The following is a 20,069-nucleotide window of genomic DNA, read 5'->3' as shown; positions in this document are numbered from 1 at the left end:
ACATCACGGGCGGCCGTGGCCGGGCGCGCGCGAAGGATCGATGCGTTCTGGGCGGGTGACTGCCGACATGTGTCCCCGGGCGTGGTGTGTGTCACACGCAACTACCCACGTTCGGCTCAGCACGGACGGTTCCCAGGCCGCCGCGGAGCGTGTTCCCCCACTTGGTGAAGATAACGTGAAGTGAGTGTGGCACTACTTTGCGTGCGCTGCCAAGAAGTCGGGGCATACCGAGAAAGACACGATCGTTGCAGCAGGACATGAGCCAGCAGCCTCTCCCCACGCGCCCGTCCGTGCTGATCAGCGCGGCCATGTCACTCGACGGACATATCGACGACGCTTCGCCGGAGCGGCTCCTGCTCTCCTCCGCCGAGGACTTCGACCGGGTGGACGGGCTGCGGGCGGAGAGCGACGCGATCCTCGTCGGTGCGGGAACGCTGCGCGCCGACGATCCGCGGCTGGAGGTCCGCGATCCGGCCCGCCGCGCGGCGCGCGAGGCGCGCGGACTGCCGGCGCACCCGCTGAAGGTGGCCCTCGCGGGCAGCGGCGGGCTCAGTGCCGACCTGAGGCTGTGGCAGAGCGGCGGCGCGAAGCTGGTCCTCGCACCGGACGCGGCGGTGCGGGGCCTGCGGGAGCAGTTGCGCGCGGCGGCGGAGGTGGTGGGGACGGGGCCGGAGCTGGATCCGGCGCGGGTCCTGGACGAGCTCGCGGCGCGGGGCGTGCGACGGCTGATGATCGAGGGCGGCGGGGCGATCCAGACCCTGTTCCTGACGGCGGGTCTGGTCGACGAGATCCAGCTGGCGGTGGCCCCGTTCTTCGTCGGCGACGCCGGGGCCCCGCGCTTCGCCCCGCCAGGGGCCTCGCCGTTCCCGCAGGACGCGGCGCACCGGATGACGCTGCTCGGCGCGGAGGTGCTGGGGGATCTGACGGTCCTGCGGTACGGCGCGCGCCGGTCGGACGCGTCACGGGTGACGCAGACGGACGTGGACTGGATGCGGGCCGCGATCGCGCTGTCGCGGGAGTGCCCGCGCTCGGAGACGGCGTACTCGGTGGGCGCGGTGATCGTCGGCGCGGACGGGGTCGAACTGGCGCGCGGATTCTCGCGCGAGGGCGGGGACGACAAGGTCCACGCGGAGGAGTCCGCGCTGGCCAAACTCGACCCGGCGGACCCACGGCTGCGGACGGCGACGATCTACTCGACGCTGGAACCGTGCTCGGTCCGCGCGTCGCGGCCCTCCCCATGCGCCGAGCTGATCCGCTCCGCGGGGATCGGCCGCGTCGTCCTGGCGTGGCGCGAGCCTGCGCTCTTTGTCGCGGACTGCCAGGGGGTCGAACTCCTGGAAGCCGCGGGCGCGACGGTCCTGGAACTCCCCGGCCTGGCGGCCGAGGCCCGCGTCGTGAACTCACATCTCGTCAAGTAGTTGCACCTCCTCAGGGGCGCGAGGCTCTGCTTGATCAACTGCGTGCGCGAGAAACCACCCTGTGCGGATGGCCCTGAACGTTGAGGACCATCCGCACAGGGTGGCTTGTCGCGCAGTTCCCCGCGCCCCTGGAGGTGCAACTGGCTCGCCCGCTCAGTCGGCAGCGCGGTGTTCCGGCCAGAGTTTGACGTGGTCGGGTTCGAGGGTCAGTTCCACGCGGTGTTCCATGCCCAGGGCCTCCAGGAACGCTCGCGGCAGCTGCACGCGGCCCGCGCGGTCCAGCATGGCGTACTCGTGTTCGACAACCGATTCCGTGCCGTCGGCGTCCTTCGAGGTCCGCCTGAGGACCTCCATCGCGGCGCGGCCGTCGCGGACGGCGACCGTGCGGCGGACCTCACCCGCGACCAGGGGGTCGTGGGTGACGATCACCACCGTCGAGCCCAGTTCGTTGTTCACGGTCCGGAAGGCCTCGAAGATCAGGGCACCCGTCTCCGAGTCCAACTCTCCCGTCGGCTCGTCCGCCAGCAGGACGTCCGGACGGTTCGCCAGGGCCACGGCGATCGCCACGCGCTGCTGTTGCCCGCCGGAGAGCTGGTCGGGGCGGCGGTCGCGGCAGTCCGCCACATCCAGCAGCTCCAGCAGCTCCAGTGCCCGGGCGCGCTGGGCCCGCCCGCCGTCGCGCCCGGCCAGCTGCATCGGGAGCTGGACGTTCTGGCGGGCCGTCAGGAACGGCAGCAGGTTGCGAGTCGTCTGCTGCCAGACGAAGCCGACGACCTCGCGGCGGTACCGCAGCCTCTCCTTGGCGCTCATGCCGAGCAGGTCGCTGTCCCCGACGCGGGCCTTGCCCGCCGTCGGTACGTCGAGCCCGGCCAGGATGTGGAGCAAGGTCGACTTCCCGCTGCCGGAGGCGCCGACCAGGGCCATCAGCTCGCCCTTGGTCACGGTCAGGTCCAGGCCCTGCAGGGCCTGCACCTCGATGCCCTCCGTGCTGTAGATCCGCACCAGCCGGTCGCAGACGATCAGGGCGTCGTGCCCGTACTGCGGCCGGTCCCGGTCGCCCGCTGCCCGGCGACGCAGCTCGTCCAGCGTGACGCCGTCCGGAACGCCCTCCGGGACGCCCTGGCGGGTTCCCTCTGTCGTGGAAGTCATGCCCCGTCACCCGCCCTCAACTGGGCGCCGATCTGGCGCCGTCCGATCACTGCGCTCTCCAGCGCGACCACGAGCACGGCAAGGAGCAGCAGCGCCCCCGCCGGACCGATCACCGCGGCCGCGCGGATCGCGGGGGCGGCGGGGGTGGCGTCCGCGGGCGAGCCGCTGACCGCCCCGGACAGCTGACTCAGGTCGATGCCCGCGCCCAGCACCGGAACCGACACCATCCCCAGTACGGAGCCTGCCACGGCGGCGAGTGCGATCACCGGCAGCGCCTCGGTCAGGATCAGCGCGTATCCCTGGCGCGGCCGCAGACCCATCGTGCGAAGGCGCGCCAGGAGCGCGGCGCGCGCGGGGGCCGCCTGGATCAGCGAAAGCAGCACGGCCAGCAGCGCAAGAAGGGTCGTGGCCACCACGGCTGCCTGGTAGAGCCGGGTGGCTCCGGAGGGCAGCGGGGTCGAGTCGAGGGTCGCCTGCAGTTCGGCTCGGATGAAGACGCCGAGCACGTCGCGTTCCGGCGAGGCGTTCACCAGGGCGCGCACCACCGCGCCGTCGACATGACCGCGCAGCAGCACGAGGTCGGCCGACGCTCTCGAGCCCGTCCTCGCCTGCTCGACCGCGAGCACGGCTCCGGCGGGCGCCAGGACGAAGTCGCCGGTCGGGCTGGCCGGTGTGGTCGGCAGCACGCCGACCAGGCGGACCGTGACCGGACCGAAGATCGTGACGAGGTTGGTGGGGTGCGTGCCCAGTTGGTCGGCCGCAGCCTGGGAGGCGAGGACGGGAATCGGCTCCCCGGGCCTCGCGGTCCCGCTCCCGAGCTGCGACGGGTCGAACGGCCCCAGGCCGACGGCCGCCGAGATGCGGGCGTAGGGAACGGGGTCCACGACGTCGAGGGTGACCCGGGTGCCGGCCATCGGATTGATCGCCAGTTGCGGGTCGGTCTCGACGGTCGCGGAGTCGCGCACGCCGGGGGTGCGGCGAAGCTCGTCCACCAGTCGCTGATCGATCGTGGGACCGTTGGTCTCCACCCGGCCGTCCGCGCCGACGGCCTTCACCGTCGCGTCCGCGCGGGCGGCCGCGACGCCGCTCAGCACCGTCTGGCCGAAGACCGCGGTGGTCAGTGCGAGCAGCAGGGCCAGCAGCGGCAGCAGCGAGCCGGTCGCCGGTGTCCGCGCCGCGCGGGCCAGCCCGAGGAAGCCGATCGCCCCGCGGCGCCGCACCGTCGGCCGGGTGGCCAGCCGCAGCGGCAGCGGGTAGCAGCGCATCAGCAGCAGCGCGCCGCTGAAACCCAGCAGGACCGGGGCCGCCGCCGTCAGAGGGTCGATTCCCAGGCCGCCCTGGCCGAGCCGGCCCAGCCCTCGCTGCCGTAGCGCGACCACGGCGGCGGCCGTCAGTACCAGCGCGAACAGATCCATCACGGTTCGACGGCGGGACGGCCGACTGACGGTCACGTCGCTGCGGGTTGCCGCTGCTCCGCGCCGCCGGGCCACGGCCCGGACCACGCCGGCCACCGTGGCGAAGGCCCAGACCGCCGCGCCGAAGAGCACGGCGGTGCTCAGGTCGCCGCTCGGCAGCAGGAGCAGGGCGGCGAGGATGCCGACCGCGGCCGCGGGGGTGGTGCAGAGCAGGCTCTCGGCCAGCAGTCGGGAGAGGAGGAAGCGCAGGCCCGCGCCCCGGGCGCGGAGCAGGGCCAGCTCCTCGGCGCGCCGCTCGGCGGCGAGACCGAAGACCATCAGCAGCACGGCGGCCGCGGTTCCCGCGGTCCCGGCCACGCCGACCGTGATCACGGGAGTGATCGCGTCGCGCTGCTGAACGAAGGTGTTGAGCTCATGACCGAGTTCTGAGCTCACGGTCAGGCCGCCGGGCGCCTGGCCGATCGTCATGAGCTGCGTGGCGGCGTCCCCGGCAGTCAGCGAGTTGATCTCCGCGGCGGCGGCAGGAGCCTGGCGGCCCGTCAATTTGTCGGTGGCGATGGGCAGCCACCAGTACGCCTGCGAGCCGTGGAACTCGGACAACGCCGCCACTGCTCCCGGCGGCACCCATGCCTCCAGGCGCCAGAAGTAGTTCGCCGGCCGGTTCTGGTCGGGTGTCAGATGCGGGGCGCCGAGCAGCGGCTCGCTCTCCCAGGACAGGTTCCGCGCCTGCTGTGCCGTCGGGTTGGCGTAGATGCCGACGATCACGGTCTGCGGAGCGGGGGTTTTGAGTCCGGTCAGCACGATGCGGCTGCCGACGGTCCAGTTCATCTCCGTAGCGGTGGCCCGGCTCACCGCTACCTCCAGTGTGCCCTTGACGACTGGCACGCCGTTGTCGCCCAGTTGCAGCACGGGATCGTGCGGCAGGCGGCCGGCGACGAGCTGGAGCATGCCGCTGGGCTGCCAACCCATGATCACTCTGGGGGGCACGCCGTCCGGGGCGGGCAGCGGTGGCCGACCGGCCGGGTTCGCGACCTCGGTGCCGACGGCGGAGCTGTGCACGCCGTAGGAGATGGCGCTCCTGTCGATGGCGATCGGAGCCCCGACGTCGGCGACGGCCTGGTCGGCGACCGTCCGCATCGCATCGAGCACGGATCGGGCGTTCCCGGGGTCGTTGCCGGTGGCGCTCACATCGGAGAGCGGCGGGAGTTGCTCCGGGGGCAGCGTGTTGGTCGCTGCGGGCCCGGCCGGCAGCGCGAGGAGGGTCCGCCCCGACAGCGAGGTGTCGCGGAGAATCTGGTGCAGGGCGGAGTCCTGGTAGTGGTCGAGCGCCAGTGGCAGCGCCGTTGCCAGGAAGGTGGTACCCAGCACCAGCAGGGCGAGGCCCGCGAAGAGTCCGGGCGCCCGGCGCAGCCGGGCGCGGACCCAGGGCACCTTCGCGGCTGCCTCGCGAGGCGAGCGGCGGAGGGGAAGCGGAATGCGCATCAGGACTCCTCTGGCCGGCGCAGGCGGCGGGCGGTGTCGCCACCACGCAAGCCCACCAGGCCGGCCACGGTCAGCGGCACCGCCGCGATCGCGGCCAGCAGCAGCGCGAGCGACAGCCCAGGGACGGAGACCAGGACGGGCGGCACGGGACGGACGCCTCGCGGCGTCAGCACCAGCAGCGGCACCACCAATCGGGTCAGCAGCTCACCGAGCAGCGCGCCGATACCCACCCCGAGCAGAACTGGCAGGGCGAGCTCGGCAGCAGTGGAGCGGGCCAGCTCGCGGCGTCGCAGCCCGAGGGCCGAGAGCACGGCGAACTCACCTCCGCGCGCCCGCACCGTGCCCGAGGCGTCGACGCCGAACCCGACGGCGGCGAGCAGGACCGCGAGGCCGACCGCCGCGAAGAGCCCCGCCTGCGGGCCGCTGCCGATCGGGTCCTGTCGGAAGGAGGCGGCGACCTCGTCCCGGACGAAGACCAGGCCGGTGTCGGGCCGGGCTCTGAGTTTCGCGGCCACCGCCTGCTCCTGGCCGGGCGCGGTCGTCACCCACCACTCGATCGGTTGCGGGGAACTCGTCGTCAGGCTGTCGCCGGTCAGTTCGAACCGCCGGTCGTAGCTGCGCTGGTCGACCAGCACGGTGCCGCCCACCGAGGCTCCCATGTCGTTTCCTGAGCTCAGCATCGAGCCGCTGAGGCCCTGTTCGGCGTCCGTCCCGGTGCCCGGGAGGTGCGAGACCACGCCCACGATGACCAGTTGGCACGGAGCGAGATGCGCGGGCAGGCTCAGGACCGACCCGATGTGGGTGTTGGTGGTGGCCAGGAAGCGCTGATCGACCACGGCCGGCAGCAGGGCCGCGGGCGGTTCCGCGGTCGCGGGCGTGAGGACCAGCCGGGTGTACTGCGCGATGCCGTTCGCGGGGTCGAGCGGCGTGGACTGGCCGGGGTAGTAGATCCCGTTCTGCAGGGTCACGTCGAGCGGAGAGCTCCGACTCGCCGTGGCGCTCAAGGTCACCCCGGCCACCGTGAGCTTGCCGGAGAAGCAGCCGCTCGGGCCCGTCATTTGGTTGGTTGAGCCCCAGTCGTCGTTCCTCGCCCAGCGGATGCCCGACGGCGGCAGCACCGGCGCCGCGTCCCCGTGGATGGCCAGCACGGTGAAGTGCTGGATGCCGGCGCGGTGCCCGTCGCGCAGGCACGGGTCCTGGTCCCAGGCCGGGTTGATCTCCACCCGGCTCAGCGTCAGCGGGTAGGCGGGCGTGCCGGTGCCCGCGGCCGCCGCGAGGTCGATCGTCAGTCGGTGGACGGCGCCGTCGAAGGGAACGTCGCCCAGCGAGAAGGACCAGCTGACGCCGAAGCGGTCGGTCAGCCCCAGCGTCACCGAGTCCTGGTTGCCGCCCGGCACGACGGTCGGATCGGGCGAAGCCGTGCGGCGGACCTGGATGTCGAGGCTGAGCGTACGGGGACGGCCGGGGATCTCCAGTCCGGCCTCGGCGGCTGACGGCGGCTTCTCGGCCAGCGGCGCGAGCAGTCGAGCCGCCGAGGCGCCCGCCGGGTCGATCGCCAGATCCGAGCGGAGCGACAGCCCGCTCGCGGCGGATCGGGAGTCCAGCTCGACGAGCTCGGCGGAGCTGCCGTTGTCCAGTGACACCGTCTCCCGTTGCACCGGAATCACCCCCACTACGCCGGGGGTCGTCGCCACCCCGCCGCCTTGCCCGAACGCGGGCGAGTGCAACGCCGTCAGCCGCAGATCGCTCCCGGTGTCGAAGGCCGCCTGGTCGCCCTGGGCGCGGTCCCAGCTGCTGCTCGTCCCGAGGGCGAGGGTGCCGATGGCCGCGGCCAGGGCGAGCGCCAGCACCGGACCCGCGCCGCGCTGCGGACGGCGCGACAGCTGCCAGCCCGTCAGCGCGGCCGGCAGGCCGCGCCCGCGCGTCGCGATCCGCTCGCCCAGTCGACTGATCAGCGGCACCAGACGCAGCGTCAGTACCGCGCCGGCCGCCAGCGCCAACGCAGGCGCGGTCACCAGAACCGGGTCGATGCTCGGGGTTCCCGAGGCGCCGGACGTCAGCGCGCCCGACCCGGTGGGTTCGTCCGCGTAGTGGCGCAGTTGCAGGTAGCCGACGACGGCGAGCGCCAGCAGCGCGAGGTCGGCGCCGCCGCGCAGCACGTCGGGACGGGACAGCCGGCGACCGCGCCGGGCACGGGTCTCGGTGAAGGTCCGGTAGCGCGCCAACGTCGGCGCGGCCACCAGAACCGCGCAGTACAGGGCGGCGAGCGCGGCAGCCCACCAGGCGGCGGCGGGCAGCGGGCCGTCCAACCGGACGCCGGACCGACGCAGCGGTCCGGTCGAGTCCACCAGCCGCAGCAGCGGCCCGGCCAGAAGCGGTGCGAGGCCCGCTGCGGGCAGGGCCAGCAGCAGGCCCTCGATGACGGCGAGCCGGACGATCCGCCGTGGCGCGGCGCCGCGGGCACGCAGCAGCGCGTTCTCCGCCTCGCGCTGCTCGGCCAGGAGCCGGGCGGCGAGCAGCAGGGTCATGGCGGCCAGCAGGACCAGTTGCAGCGCCAGCACCAGAAGGGTGGACCGGGCCACCAGGATGCTCTGGTCCAACTCGGCGACGATCTGCGGCAGGTGGGAGCCGGCCTGGAGCGAGGACGCCACGCTGGGGCGAGGCGCGTTGATCGCGTCCTGGTAGGACTGCGCCAGAGCGTCGAGCCGGTCCGCGGTGATCTGCCCGAAGTCGGCCAGACCCTCGAAGGCCACGGTCTGCTGGGTCACCCCGCCCGGCGCGAAGACGGCCGGGTCGGCCAGCAGCGGGCCGTACTGCGTCTCCTGGGCGCCCACCCCCGGCTGCACGCCGTGACCGCCCAGCGGGTCCAGCTGCCAGTAGACGTCCTGGGTGTCCTTCACCGCGAACACGCCGACGATCCGCAGGGTGAGCTGCGCGTCGCTGAAGCGGTCGCGCACCCGCAGCTCGGTACCGGCGGGCCCGACGCCGGTGACGGCGGCCTGGGGCACGGCGACCTCGAGCACCCCGTGGTTCAGGCCGCCGCTGGGCCAGCGACCCGCGGTCAGCCGGGTCAGGGACCGATCCAGGTCGGCGACCGAGGTCAGGTCCTGGTTGTTCACGTTCTGACCGGGCCGGTACGGCAGCCCGAGCGAATCGGAGATCGAGAGGGTGCGCAGGGTCACCGGCAGCCCGGCGAAGGCGTTGCGCGTGATCGACGAGGCCACCCGCCGCAGGTCCGGGTTCGCGGACTGCTTCGCGCTGACGGACATCATCAGCGGCGTCGCCGCTCGGTCGGTCACCTGGAGAGCGCGCCGCGCTGCTGCGTCGCTGACCCCTGAGGCCAGCCCGGTCAGCGCCGCCAGCATGGCGGTGGTCAGCAGCACCGTCAGTACGGCCGCCAGGATCAGCAGCCGGTGCGCGCGGAGCCGATGCAGGACAAAGCCACCCACGCGTCGACCCCCGAGCCCCCGTGTGTCACCGCACGTCCATCAGCGGATGTTCGCGGGCGATCCTGTCACGGAGAGGAGTGGTGGCGAAAGAGATTCGCGGAATTGCCTGGGCGGCTGTCGGGCCGTTTCAGGGAGAGTTGATCATCGACTCGGCGGCATAGACCAGGTAGTCCCAGAGCTGCTGCTCGTGCTCCTCGCCCAGTTCCAGCTCCGTGACGGCGGTCCGCATGTGCCGCAGCCAGGCGTCATGTGCCGCGCGGTCCACGACGAACGGCGCGTGCCGCATCCGCAGCCGCGGGTGGCCGCGCTCGTCGCTGTAGGTGCGCGGACCGCCCCAGTACTGGCTCAGGAAGAGGAAGAGACGCTCCTCGGCCGGACCGAGGTCCTCCTCCGGATACATGGGACGCAGCAGCGGATCCTCGGCGACGCCCTCGTAGAAGCGGTGGACCAGGCGTCGGAACGTCGGCTCGCCGCCGACCTGCTCGTAGAACGTCTCCGTCTGCAAGGTCCCGCGCTTGATCTGATCCACCCGACCATCCTCTCAGACCGGGGCGGTCGGGCGTCGGGGCATCGCGAAGGCCCCGACGCCGGAGGAATCGTCTCCCCCCGATTCGACCGTGCTGGGCGTCAGGCGCAGTGGACCGTGATCGTGGTCCAGGCGCCGACGTGGATCCGGTCGCCGTCCTTGAGCTCGACCGGGACGAACTTCGGCAGCGGGTCCTCCGCGCCGTTGAGTGTCGTGCCGTTGGTGGAGTCCTGGTCGACGACGACCCAGCCGCCGTTCGGCTGCTCCTGGAGCACGGCGTGCTCGTGCGAGGCGCCGGGGTCCTCCGGGGCGATCGACAGGTCGATCTCCGGCACGGTGCCGCGCTGCTGGCTGCGCCGCCCGATACGGAGCTGGCCCTGGCCGGTCATCGGCACCCGCCGCTCCGGGGAGTAGGGCGGGAAGTAGAGCCCGGCGGCATCGGGGCCGCTGCGGGTCATCATGGCCTGGAAGTACTCGCGATCGGCGCTGACCACGGCGATCCAGGTGCCCCGGTAGGCGGGGGCGGGCGGCTGCGGCGGTTGCTGCCGGCCGAAGGGGTCCGCCTGCTGCTGGCCGAACGGGTCCGGCTGCGGGTATCCGCCGCCGGCGCTCGGGGCGGGGTTGGGCGGCGCGATCCGGTACTCGGTGTTGCCACCGCTGGTGTCGCCGGTGACGTAGCCCGTGTATCCGCTGACCGGCGCCGACACCGGCGCAGGCGCGGGCGGCGTGGGCGGCGGGGACACCTGCGCGGGCGGCGCCATCGGCTGCTGCTGAACAGGCGGCTGCATGGGCGTCTGGCCCGGCCGGGGCTGCTGCTGCGCGGCGAGATCCCAGTCGTAGCCGCACTCCTCGCAGTAGCGGCCGGTCTTCGGCGTCGCGCAGATCGGGCAGACCGGAAGCCCCGCCGTCGGCGTCGGCTGCGCCGGCTGCCCGCCCGGCATCGGCTGCGGCGGCATGGCCGGCTGACCGGTGATGGGCGTGCCGCAGTAGTCGCAGTAGTCGGTCGTCTGCGAGTTGTGTCCGTGCGGGCAGATCGGCATCGTGGGAGCCCCCCTCTGGTGGTGCTCGGCGGCGGTCGCGGTCGGGCGAAGTCGCCGCTACTTCTTCACCCTGACGGTCTTGGTCGAACGAGTCTCGAGCGTCATCGAGTCCTCTTCGCTCACATTCTTACGGAAGCGAACGGTACCTTCCCGTGCGTCCACGACGTCGACCACCTTCGACAGCAGCTTGAAGGTGTCCTCGTTGCCCGACTCGGCAGCCAGCTGGACCGCCTTGCCGAGCTTGGCGGTGGCACTGTCCAGGTCCCCGCGCCGGTGGGCTTCCAACCCCTCCTGGATCGCGCCTGCGAGTTCGGCCTGGCCGGTGTAGTGGGCCACCTGCGGGTTGATCTTCGTCGAGGCGTTCAGGTCGTCCGTCCAGACGGCCTTGACCAGGCCCTGCGAGAGCACCTCGCTGGTGCCGTCCGGCTGCGGGACGACCAGGCTGATCCGGCCGGCCAGCATCTCGTCGCCGACGCCCGCCGGGGGCACCTCGATGCAGACGTGGTAGTCGCGGCTCTCGTCGCCCCAGGAGCCGGTGGGGTAGTCGCCCGCACGCGGTCCCGAGTCCTTGCGGCGGTCCGTCAGGTCCTCGACGGCCGGGGCGACCTGCTTGACGAACTTGACCCGGGCGTTGGCCGGCGTCCAGACGCGCAGGGCGACGTCGGCGACCTCCTTGCCCATGGCGTTCTCCATCATCGCGCGGAAGTCGTCCGCGAGGCCGGAAGGGTCGGCGACGATGTCGACCGTGCCGAGCAGGGCGGAGGAGATCCGGCGCAGCTCGGCGACCTCCCAGTCGGTCCCGACGCCGCGGCAGTCCGCGGTGAACCGGCCCTGCACGCGGTCCAGCGTGCGCTGCAGCTGCTCCGGCTTCTCGTGCTCGTTGCGGCCGTCGGTGAGCAGGATCGCGTGCCGGATGGTGATGTCGGGCCTGGTGGAGAAGACCTGGTCGGCCTTGGTGAGCCAGGTACCGATCGCGGTGCCGCCGCCCGGGGTCAGCCGGCGCAGCGACTGCTTGGCCTCCTCGCGGGTCCCCGAGCTGGAGACAGCGAGCTGTCCGCCGCCCGGGTAGACCTCCTTGGCCTCGTGCGTCCCGGCGACGACGGAGAAGGCCACGCCGTCGCGCACGCAGTCGATGGCGACGGCGGTGGCCTCACGGGCGTTGCGGATCTTGGTGGGCGGGTAGTCCATCGAGCCGGAGCAGTCGACCGCGATGACCACGGCGGCGTCGGGGCCGTCGGCGAGGCCGTAGCCGGACGGGCCGGCCGAGGCCGACACGGAGGCGCCGGTACCGCCGCCGGTCGAGGTGACGGTCACGATCGCGTTGACCTCGCTCGCCCCCTGGGCGAGGTAGGTGTTCTGGAAGATGTCGACCGAGAACTGCGGGAAGTTGGACTTGGTGAGTCTGGCCATGGTGTCAGCTCTCCCCCTCGCGTAGCTGAATGGTGGGTGAATCGAGCGTCTCGACCGCCAAGGTGGCCGGATGGTCCGGCTCGGCGGCGTCGACGCCTTCGACGCGGTCGATGGGCAGCAGGGCGACGGTGATGTTGTCGTGGCCGCCGCGGTCGCAGGCGTAGCGGACGAGCCTCTGCGCGGCCTCCAACGGCCGGGTGCGGGCGTCGGCGGGTACGACGGTGGCGAGGTCGGCGGCGGCCTCGAGGTAGTTCCACAGGCCGTCGGTGCAGATCAGGACGGTGCCGGTGGTTTCCGGCACGAAGCTGAGCGTGTGCGGCTCGACCTCGATCGCGTCCGCGCCGAGCCAGCCGGTGATCGCGTGCGCGCGGGGATCGGCGAAGGCCTCGGCCTCCGACATCAGCCCGGCCTCGACCATCCGCGTGGCCCAGGAGTCGTCGACGGTCAGCCGGGCCGCACCGCTGCGGTCGTCGGGCATCCAATAGGCCCGGCTGTCGCCGACCCAGCCGATGGTGACCTGGCCCTCGGTCAGGACCGCACTGACGATGGTGCAGGCGGGGGAGTTGCGGCTGGGCTCGCGCTCGAACTCCGACGCGAGCGCGTCGACGCGGGCGGCGGCGGCGAGGATGGCCTTGTGCATGGCCGTCTCCAGCGCCTCGCCGGACTCCAACTGCTCCAGCAGCGACTCGCTGGCGCAGTCGGCGGCTGCCTGCGAGGCCTCGTCGGGCCGCGTCGCCGACGACACCCCGTCGCACACGACGGCGACGACGGCGGGCGCCCCACCGGGCCGCGAGGTGGCGGCGACAGCGAAGGCGTCCTCGTTACGGTGATGCCGGTGCCCACGGTCGCTCACCCCGACGACGCCGGCGAGCGCGCGCTCCTGATGATCCCTCGGCCGCGGCTGTGCTCGACCGCAGACCTCGCAGTACCCATCGGTGTCGATCCGCTGCGCCCCACACCCGACGCAACGCGGCCCCTCGGCGGCTGCCTCGGCTGCCTCCCCCTCACTGACCAACACCGGCGCAGCCAACACGAAGTCCCCGGTCGCCCCGGAGCTCCCGCCTACGGCGGTGCCCACGGGAGCGCGACCCGCGAGCGGGTGCTCGCCACCCGCGCCTGCTGCCTGCGCAGTACCGGAAACCGTCCGGCCGCCGGGCCACCCGCCTGCGGCGGCCTGGCCACCGAGCGGATGGTCGCCCGCTGCGCCCGAGTGGCTCCCGCCTTCGGCGGTGCCCGCCGGGGGGTGATCGCCGCCCGTACCCGCCTGGCTTGTGCCCGCGGCGGGGCCTGCGGCCTGGCCGACGCCGGGAGTTGCTCCGCTCCTCGGCCACCCGCCTTCGGCCTGGCCCGAACCGGGCGCCGTGCCGGGCCAGCCGCCTGCGGCGGGATCAGCGTCGGGGAGCGCTCCGCTCGTCGGCCAGCCGGCTGTGGGGGCGCCGCCGAGGGGGTGGTCGGTCGCGTCCGAGCGGGCGTCGCGGCGGGGGTCGTTGGCCGTGGCGCGGGCGGCGGCGAGGTCGATGCCGCATTCCTCGCAGTAGCGGTCCGACTCCGCCACCGGCTGGGCGCAGTTGGGGCAGGAAAGGGTCAGTTGGTCCATGCTGTCGATCACACCCAGGTCTTGGGGCGCGTGCGGTTGGCCCGCTCGACCCATGCGATTCGCTGTTCCGTGCTGTCCGCCAGGCGCGCCAGGACGCGGTAGGACGACTCCAGGGCGAAGCGCAGGTCGCGCTCCTCCGCCGAGTGGCCCAGCAGTGTCAGCGGTCCCGGGGCAGGAGCGCCGCCGTCCGGGCGGCCGGCGAGGACCCAGCCGAGGGCCTTGCCCAGAACCTCGACCGACAACTCCTCGCGGCGCCGCGCGTCCAGGCCCAGGCCGTCCAGCTGACGCGAGGAGGCGTCCAGGTCCGCGCGGAGCGCTTCCTGCGCCGCACGGTCGCGCAGCCGCGCGCGGACCGCCGCGACCCGCGCCGCGACGTAGTGCGTCGAGGCCTCGGGCACCGACTCCAGCGCCGCCACCGCGCCCGGCCGGTCGGCGGAGGCGAGCAGCACCCGAGCCAGCCCGAACGCCGCGCTCACATAGGCGCGGTCCGTCGTCCAGACCAGGCGGTAGAACTCCGCCGCGTCCTCGCGCTCGCCGAGCGCCTCCGCGCAGACGCCCAGCGCCAGCTTGGGCGCCGCCTCGCCGGGGAACGCGTCGTAGACCGCGTCGAAGGCCTCGGCCGCCGCCGACAGCGCGGCGCGCGCCTCGGGGCCGTTCGGCTGCGCGGAGGCGACCAGCGCCGCCAGGCCGCGGTACCAGACGACCCGCCAGTCGTCGGGGAAGCCCGCGCTCAGTTCGGTCAGCGCCGCCTGCACCGCCTCCAGGTCGCCCCGCTCGATCAGCGCGCGCAGGCCGCGCAGCCGCAGCTCGACGGAGTTGACCGGCGCGGTCTGCAGCGCGGTCAGCACCTCCTCCGGCGCGGTCGCCATCAGCGAGGCGAGGAAGCCGGCGTTCGGGTCGCCCGGGTCGATGCGCGGGACGGGCAGCGCCAGCGCCGCCGCCCGGGTGTCCAGCGGCAGCACCTTCGGGGCGACGACCAGCCCGGCGGCGATCGTCGCCTGCGGGTTGACGCTCGGCACCCGGGCGGCCTGGCCCTTCCTGCCCCGAGCGGACGCCGGCGGCTCCTCCAGCTCACCGTGGACCAGATCCGTGTCCACGACCCGCAGTTCCGGCCCGAAGAGCGTCGACAGCGCAGGCCGCGGCTTGCCGTCCTGAAGCGCCAGGACCTCCCGCAGCACGCCGGTCAGCTGCTCCGCCATCTCCTGCGCGGAGGCGAACCGCCGCCCGGGATCGCCGTCGGTCGCGCGGACCAGCAGCCGGTAGTAGGACTCGTAGCGGTCGAAGACCTCGACCTCCTCCGGGCCGGGCAGCGTGTCCCGGTAGACCGTGGAGAAGCCCTGGAAGTCGAAGCTCATCACCGCCAGCGCCCGCGCGACCGTGTAGAGGTCGGACGCCGGGGAGACGCCGTCGGTGGCGATCTCGGGGGCCTGGTAGCCGATGGTGCCGTAGATCGCGCCGTCGTCGTCCTGGCGACGGACCGCGCCCATGTCGATGATCTTCAACTGGTCCTCGGACTGGATCACGTTGTCCAGCTTGAAGTCGCAGTAGATCAGGCCCCTGCTGTGCAGGTAGCCGAGGGCGGGCAGGGCCTCCAACGCGTACGCGATGGCCTGCTCGACCGGCAGCGGGTCGCGGCGGCCGTCGGGCGCGCGGCGCGCGTCGGCGATGTCCTTGAGGGACTTGCCGCCCACGTAGTCCATGACGATGTAGCCGTCACGGGTGCCCTTGCGCGCGTCCGGGTGCTCGACGAAGTTGATGATGCGGACGATGTTGGGGTGGTCGACCTCGGCCAGGTAGCGGCGCTCGGCGATGGCGACGGCCAGCGCCTCCTCGTCGCCGGTGTCCAGCAGGCCCTTGAGCACGATCCACTTGTCGTTGACGCGCCGGTCGATGCCCAGGTAGATCCAGCCCAGACCGCCGTGGGCGAGGCAGCCGACCACCTCGTACTGGCCGCCGACCAGATCGCCGGCGAAGAGCTTGGGTGTGAACGAGTACTCGGTGCCGCACTTGCTGCAGAAGCCCTCGGTGCGCCCTGGCGTGCCGTTGCGTGACCGCCCGACCGCCGACTCGCACTTGCTGCAGAAGCGCTTCCGCTCCGGCACCTCGGGGTTGGCCAGCACCGCGGAGCGCGGGTCGGGACGCGGGACCGGCGGCACGGTGACCAGGCCGGCGCCGAGCGCGCCGCGGGTGCCCTGGCTGGTGCTCCGGGTGCTGCGCACCGAGACGGAGGTGCCGCGCCCGGTCCGCCCGGTGCGCGAACGCCCGGACAGCGAACGGGAGCTGCGCGAACTGCGCGAGGTCGAGCCGTGGGAGGTCGAGCTGCTGCGGGTCACGCCCGAGGACTGCGCCGGGATCGACGAGGCGGCGGCGACCGGGAGCGGCGCGAGCCCGCACTCGGTGCAGTAGCCGTCGGCGTCGATGACGCCCGTCCCGGTGCAGTCGGGGCGGATGCAGGGCGCCCCCGGCCCGGTCATCGCGGCCGAGGAGGCCGCAGCCGCAGCAGCGGCCGGAGCGGCAGCCCCGGCCCTCGTGCCGACGCCTGTCGCGACGGCGGCCGGGAGCGGGGCGAGCCCGCACTCCGTGCAGTAGCCGTCCGCGTCGATGACTCCCGTGCCGGTGCAGTCCGGCCGTGTGCACGGTACCGCGTTCATCCCCGCCATCCCCCTGCGGCCTGTGCCGCAAAAGTCGTCTGCTTGCCCTGGGTCTGGTCTTGCCTGGTGTGTCGGTCTGTCATGATGCTTCCCCCCGTTGGCCGTCAGGCACCGTAGGGCCGTCCGTCACGGGGACCGGGCGGGGCGGTGTGTTGTTGGGCCGCGCGGAGCCCCTGCTGGTAGCGCTGGACCGCGTAGTCCGCGGCGCGCAGGTCGCAGGGCGCACTCCAGAGCATCCGCCGGGCCTGGTCGTAGCGCTCGATCAGTTCCGGATCCTCGCTGACGCCGAGTCGCGCCGCCATGGCCTTGTACGCGTCCAGGCGTCCGCGCAGTTCCGCGCGGACTGCGAGCGGCGCGGTCACGGACGTCAGTGACTCCCTGGCCCGCTCCAGCTCGCGCAGGGACGCCGACTCCAGTGTGTCCAGTAGCGGAGCCAGCCGGTGCCACTGGCCGTGCGCGCGCAACTGGTCCGCCTGGGCCAGCCGTTCGCGCATCGCGCTGGCCGGCCCCGGCACGGTCGGTACCTCGGTCGCGGCGATCTTGGCGAGCACCTCGCCGCGCGCCCGGCGCGCCTCCGCCAGGGTGGCGTCGGCACGGGCGAGCGTCTCGCCGACGCGCTCCAGTCGCTCGTCCGCGTCGTCGCGCAGCCGCAGCAGGTCGGTGAGCTCCAACCGGATGTCGTCCACCGCACGCGCGGCACGGTCGTAGCGGCCGGTCTCGACGGTGCCGCCGACGGGCGCCCGCCCATGAGCGGGGCCGGCTGGACGTGGGGTCCAGAAGGCGAGCGGGTCGGTGACCACCTCGCTGCGCAGCGAGGCGAGCTCCTTGCCGATCTCGTCCAACGCGTCGCCCGCCGGGTGTTCGCCGGGGTGGACGCCGACCGAGCGGGCCAGCGCCTGGACCCGGCCGAGCTCGGCGAGCAGCAGGTCGATCCTGGCCGGCAGCGCCGACCAGACCGCGTCGGCCGCCGAGGCGATCTCGATGATGCGCCCGTACCAGTCGTTCATCCGGTCGACCAGCTCGGTCAGGCTGACCTGCTGGCTGAGCCGGGCGCCGCCGGTCAGCGAACGGGACGTCTCCGGAAGTTGGCTGCCGGAGACGGTGACCCCGCTGCCGTGCAGCAGCTCGGTCAGCTCGATCAGCTCGGACTGGCTGGGCCGGCTGCGCCGCGAGCGGACCGCGCGGGCGGCGGCCAGCGCCTCCGCGTAGGTGTCGAAGAGCGTCCAGAGCAACTGCAGGCCCGGCTCGGCGGCGGACCAGCGCTCACGGGTTCGGCCGGTGAGCTCCGCGCCCTCCAGCAGGCGTCGGCCCGGGTGGTCCTGCAGGGCCAGCAGGGAGGCTTCGACGGCCTCGCGCTCGGTGCCGAGGCGGGCGAGCGCGCGGTCCACCTCCTCGCGGGTCATCACAGGACCGCTGGGTCCGGTAAACGCCATGCTTGCTTGTCTCCCTGAAGGTCGTACCGATGGTCAGATTGTCAGATCCCGATCGGTGTGGGGGAAGCGGGGCCACTCTTTGTCGCTTCCTTGACGGGCGGGTGTCGGGCGGCGTCGGGTGCGGTGTCGATCGCGGCGTCAGGCGGTGTAATGGGCCGCCGGCGGGCTGCTGGTGCGCTTGGTGACGCCGTAGATCCAGGTCTTGTAGCTGGCCTGCCACCCGCCGCTGCGCTCGTAGGACTCCAGCACCGCGTTGATCCGCGCGACCAGGTCCCGCGAACCGAGCTTGACCGCGATGCCGTAGAACTCGGTGTCCAGCTCGGGCCCGACCAGCTGGACCGACTCGTCCTGCGCCCGCTGCCCGGCCGCGAGGGCTCCGTCGGTGATGGTCGCGTCGACCTGCCCGAGCTGCATCAGCACCAGGCAGTCCAACTGGTTGGCGACCGGCACCTCCTGCGCCTTGTAGGGGCTGCCCTGGAGCTGCTGCTCCGCCGTCGAGCTCTTGGCGGTGCAGATCCGCTTGCCCTTGATCGTGTCGTTGAGGCCGGTGACGGTGGAGTTGCCCGGCACCAGCACCTGCTGGCCGGTCACGTAGTAGGGGGCCGAGAAGGAGACGGACTTCTCCCGCGCGCAGGTGATGGTGAAGGTGCGCACCACCACGTCGACCAGACCGCTCTGGAGTGCCGGGATCCGCTGGTCGGTCGGCACCGCGAGGAACTCGACGGCGTTCGGATCGCCGAGGATCGAGCTCGCGAGCGCGTGCACCAGATCGATGTCGAAGCCCTGCAGGTCACCCGTGTTGGGATCGCGGAACCCCCACAGGTAGCTGTTGGTGTCGATCCCGGCGATCAGCTTGCCGCGCGCCTTGATCCGCTGGACGTCCACGCCGCTGTCGCTCATGCTCGGCGGGACGGTCGCCTGTTTGTCGCACGTGTCCGCGCTCGGCGCCAGCTCGATCCGCAGCGGCGCGTTCGCGCTCACCCGGCCGGCCCCGGTCTCCGCCGCCGAGCTGCCCGCGAAGGCGAAGCCGCCCAGCAGCAGCGCCGCCGTCACGGCCCAGACGCCCGGGCGCCGTAGCCAGTTGCCCTGTGTCATCTCTGCTCTCCCCCTACCGGTACTCGGCCACGCGTCGGTTGACCCCCACCACGACGCCGACCGCCGCGAGCGCGGCCAGCAGGCCCGCGCCGGGCGCGAGCAGCGAGGTCGCGCCGCGACCGCTGTCGGCGAGGCTGCGGAACTGCGCCTGCTCGTGCGAGGCGGCGTCGTTCAGGCTGGTCTCGAGCGTGGTGAAGGCGGCGTTGATGGTGGTCGAGCCGCTGCCGATGGTGTCGTCCAGGGCGGTCTGGTAGTTGCCGGCCTGGTTGGCGCTGCGGGCGGTGTCGTGCCGGGACTGCCAGTCGTGCCACGAGGCGAGCGCGGCCTTGATCGACCCCTGGGCCGTGGCGTCGTCCGTGGTCAGGTTCTGGGCCTGCGGCAGGTATCCGGTCTTGCCCGCGAGCACGGCGCTCTCGGCGTCCCAGGTCTGCTCGTAGGCGGTCGTCGAACCGCGCGCGACGAGATTGAGGTTCTCGGCGGCCCGGCACTTCAGCGCTTCGATGCCCGCTTGGTTGAGCACCTGGAGCGGAGTGGCGCCGTGGGTGTCGCTGTCGGACAGGTAGGAGGCGGCGACGCTCTGGCCGACCGCCAGCCACAGCAGCGCGACCGTCGCGCAGGCGGTCGCGACGACCAGGCCGGGATTGAAGACCCGGTTGGTGCTCCTGAAAAGCCGCACCTGCGCCCAGGCCAGGGCGGCCAGCAGCACGAGCCCGAGGCCGAGCGCGGCCCAGGGCAGCGAGCTCGCGGCGGAGTAGTCGTCCTGCAACCGCTTGGTCTCGGTCTGGTAGAGCTGCTGCGCCTCGGTGAGCATCTGGTGCTGCAACTGCGCCGAGGCGTAGCGGAGATAGGCGCCGCCGAGCGGCAGCCGCTGCCGGTCGTCGGCCTTGGCGGTGTCCACCAGCCCCGCGTAGACCGGGAGCTGGGTGTTGAGCAGCTGGATCGACGCCTGGCCGGGATCGCCGGCACCGGTCTGCGCGGCGGCCTGCGCGAGCAGCCGCGAAGCGGTCGAGATGTCGCTCGCGTACTGGTTGCGCACGGCCGCCGTCTCGCCGCCCGCCTGCAGGAACGCCGTGGCGGCGGTGGTGTCCGCGTCGGCGAGGGAGCGGAAGATCTGCGCCGCGTCGTCGCTCAGCGGCTGGCTGTGATTGACCACGTTGTCGGCGGCGGCCGACCGCGCGCTCACCTGCCAGGCTGTCAGCGCCCCGAAGAGCAGCGCGAGCAGCGCCAATAGCGTCGCGCCGGTGCGCAGTCGCCGCGGCGGCGTCGCCGTCAACGCGGCGACGGCCCGTTCCCGGGCCGGTCGTTCTCTGGTCGGACGTTCCTGTAGCGATGTCGCCACGCCGCGCGCCCCCTTCCCCCTCGTGCTTTCGTCGCAAGCAGTATGGCCGTCCGCTCGGACAGGCA

General features: G+C 73.1%; 12 protein-coding genes. 1 reads left to right on the top strand and 11 read right to left on the bottom strand.

Annotated features, from left to right (window positions below; translation table 11 throughout):
* Positions 1–257: 257 nt before the first annotated feature.
* The gene (locus tag ABIA32_RS08880) at positions 258–1,418 is read left to right on the top strand and encodes a dihydrofolate reductase family protein (RefSeq protein WP_370093380.1); all 1,161 of its coding nucleotides are present in this window, start codon (positions 258–260) and stop codon (positions 1,416–1,418) included.
* 153 nt (positions 1,419–1,571) lie between these two features.
* Here ABIA32_RS08880 and ABIA32_RS08875 read toward each other — a convergent pair whose 3' ends face one another.
* From ABIA32_RS08875 to ABIA32_RS08825, 11 genes are all read right to left on the bottom strand, one after another.
* Entirely contained in the window at positions 1,572–2,567 is a 996-nt protein-coding gene (locus tag ABIA32_RS08875; protein ID WP_370093379.1) for an ABC transporter ATP-binding protein, read from the bottom strand.
* A complete protein-coding gene (locus ABIA32_RS08870) occupies positions 2,564–5,464 on the bottom strand; it encodes an FtsX-like permease family protein (RefSeq protein WP_370093378.1) in 2,901 nt (966 codons plus the stop codon). The genes ABIA32_RS08875 and ABIA32_RS08870 overlap by 4 nt, the downstream gene beginning before the upstream one ends.
* Positions 5,464–8,913, bottom strand: coding sequence for an FtsX-like permease family protein (locus ABIA32_RS08865; RefSeq protein WP_370093377.1), 3,450 nt, complete (start codon positions 8,911–8,913; stop codon positions 5,464–5,466). The genes ABIA32_RS08870 and ABIA32_RS08865 overlap by 1 nt, the downstream gene beginning before the upstream one ends.
* A 127-nt stretch (positions 8,914–9,040) precedes the next feature.
* Positions 9,041–9,442, bottom strand: a complete 402-nt coding sequence (locus tag ABIA32_RS08860; RefSeq protein ID WP_370093375.1) for a globin — start codon at positions 9,440–9,442, stop codon at positions 9,041–9,043.
* A 98-nt stretch (positions 9,443–9,540) separates the two neighbouring features.
* Positions 9,541–10,479: an FHA domain-containing protein gene (locus tag ABIA32_RS08855; protein WP_370093374.1), complete on the bottom strand. Its 939-nt coding sequence runs from the start codon at positions 10,477–10,479 to the stop codon at positions 9,541–9,543.
* Between the two features lie 57 nt (positions 10,480–10,536).
* The gene (locus ABIA32_RS08850; RefSeq protein WP_370093372.1) at positions 10,537–11,889 is read right to left on the bottom strand and encodes a VWA domain-containing protein; all 1,353 of its coding nucleotides are present in this window, start codon (positions 11,887–11,889) and stop codon (positions 10,537–10,539) included.
* A gap of 4 nt (positions 11,890–11,893) precedes the next feature.
* Positions 11,894–13,486 carry a protein phosphatase 2C domain-containing protein gene (locus ABIA32_RS08845; RefSeq protein WP_370093371.1) on the bottom strand — a complete coding sequence of 531 codons (1,593 nt, stop codon included), beginning with the start codon at positions 13,484–13,486 and terminating at the stop codon, positions 11,894–11,896.
* Positions 13,487–13,494: 8 nt separating this feature from the next.
* A complete protein-coding gene (locus ABIA32_RS08840; RefSeq protein WP_370093370.1) occupies positions 13,495–16,137 on the bottom strand; it encodes a tetratricopeptide repeat protein in 2,643 nt (880 codons plus the stop codon).
* Positions 16,138–16,241: 104 nt separating this feature from the next.
* Complete coding sequence (locus ABIA32_RS08835; protein WP_370093369.1) at positions 16,242–17,570, bottom strand: hypothetical protein; 1,329 nt, start codon at positions 17,568–17,570, stop codon at positions 16,242–16,244.
* Between the two features lie 138 nt (positions 17,571–17,708).
* Positions 17,709–18,665 (bottom strand): glutamate ABC transporter substrate-binding protein, encoded by a 957-nt coding sequence (locus ABIA32_RS08830; protein ID WP_370093368.1) that lies wholly within the window; start codon positions 18,663–18,665, stop codon positions 17,709–17,711.
* A 13-nt stretch (positions 18,666–18,678) separates the two neighbouring features.
* Positions 18,679–20,004: a hypothetical protein gene (locus ABIA32_RS08825; protein ID WP_370093367.1), complete on the bottom strand. Its 1,326-nt coding sequence runs from the start codon at positions 20,002–20,004 to the stop codon at positions 18,679–18,681.
* Positions 20,005–20,069: the final 65 nt, after the last annotated feature.

This window comes from Streptacidiphilus sp. MAP12-20 (assembly GCF_041262525.1).
Taxonomy (GTDB): domain Bacteria; phylum Actinomycetota; class Actinomycetes; order Streptomycetales; family Streptomycetaceae; genus Streptacidiphilus.
The sequence above is the reverse complement of the archived record's forward strand: the minus strand, read 5'-3'. Positions and strand labels throughout refer to the sequence as shown.

Excerpts from the sequence above, each read along its gene's own strand:
- ABIA32_RS08870 (WP_370093378.1), bottom strand. The coding sequence starts at position 5,464 with ATGCGCATTCCGCTTCCCCTCCGCCGCTCGCCTCGCGAGGCAGCCGCG.
- ABIA32_RS08855 (WP_370093374.1), bottom strand. The coding sequence starts at position 10,479 with ATGCCGATCTGCCCGCACGGACACAACTCGCAGACGACCGACTACTGC.
- ABIA32_RS08840 (WP_370093370.1), bottom strand. The coding sequence starts at position 16,137 with ATGAACGCGGTACCGTGCACACGGCCGGACTGCACCGGCACGGGAGTC.
- ABIA32_RS08875 (WP_370093379.1), bottom strand. The coding sequence starts at position 2,567 with ATGACTTCCACGACAGAGGGAACCCGCCAGGGCGTCCCGGAGGGCGTT.
- ABIA32_RS08835 (WP_370093369.1), bottom strand. The coding sequence starts at position 17,570 with ATGGCGTTTACCGGACCCAGCGGTCCTGTGATGACCCGCGAGGAGGTG.
- ABIA32_RS08880 (WP_370093380.1), top strand. The coding sequence starts at position 258 with ATGAGCCAGCAGCCTCTCCCCACGCGCCCGTCCGTGCTGATCAGCGCG.
- ABIA32_RS08830 (WP_370093368.1), bottom strand. The coding sequence starts at position 18,665 with ATGACACAGGGCAACTGGCTACGGCGCCCGGGCGTCTGGGCCGTGACG.
- ABIA32_RS08845 (WP_370093371.1), bottom strand. The coding sequence starts at position 13,486 with ATGGACCAACTGACCCTTTCCTGCCCCAACTGCGCCCAGCCGGTGGCG.
- ABIA32_RS08850 (WP_370093372.1), bottom strand. The coding sequence starts at position 11,889 with ATGGCCAGACTCACCAAGTCCAACTTCCCGCAGTTCTCGGTCGACATC.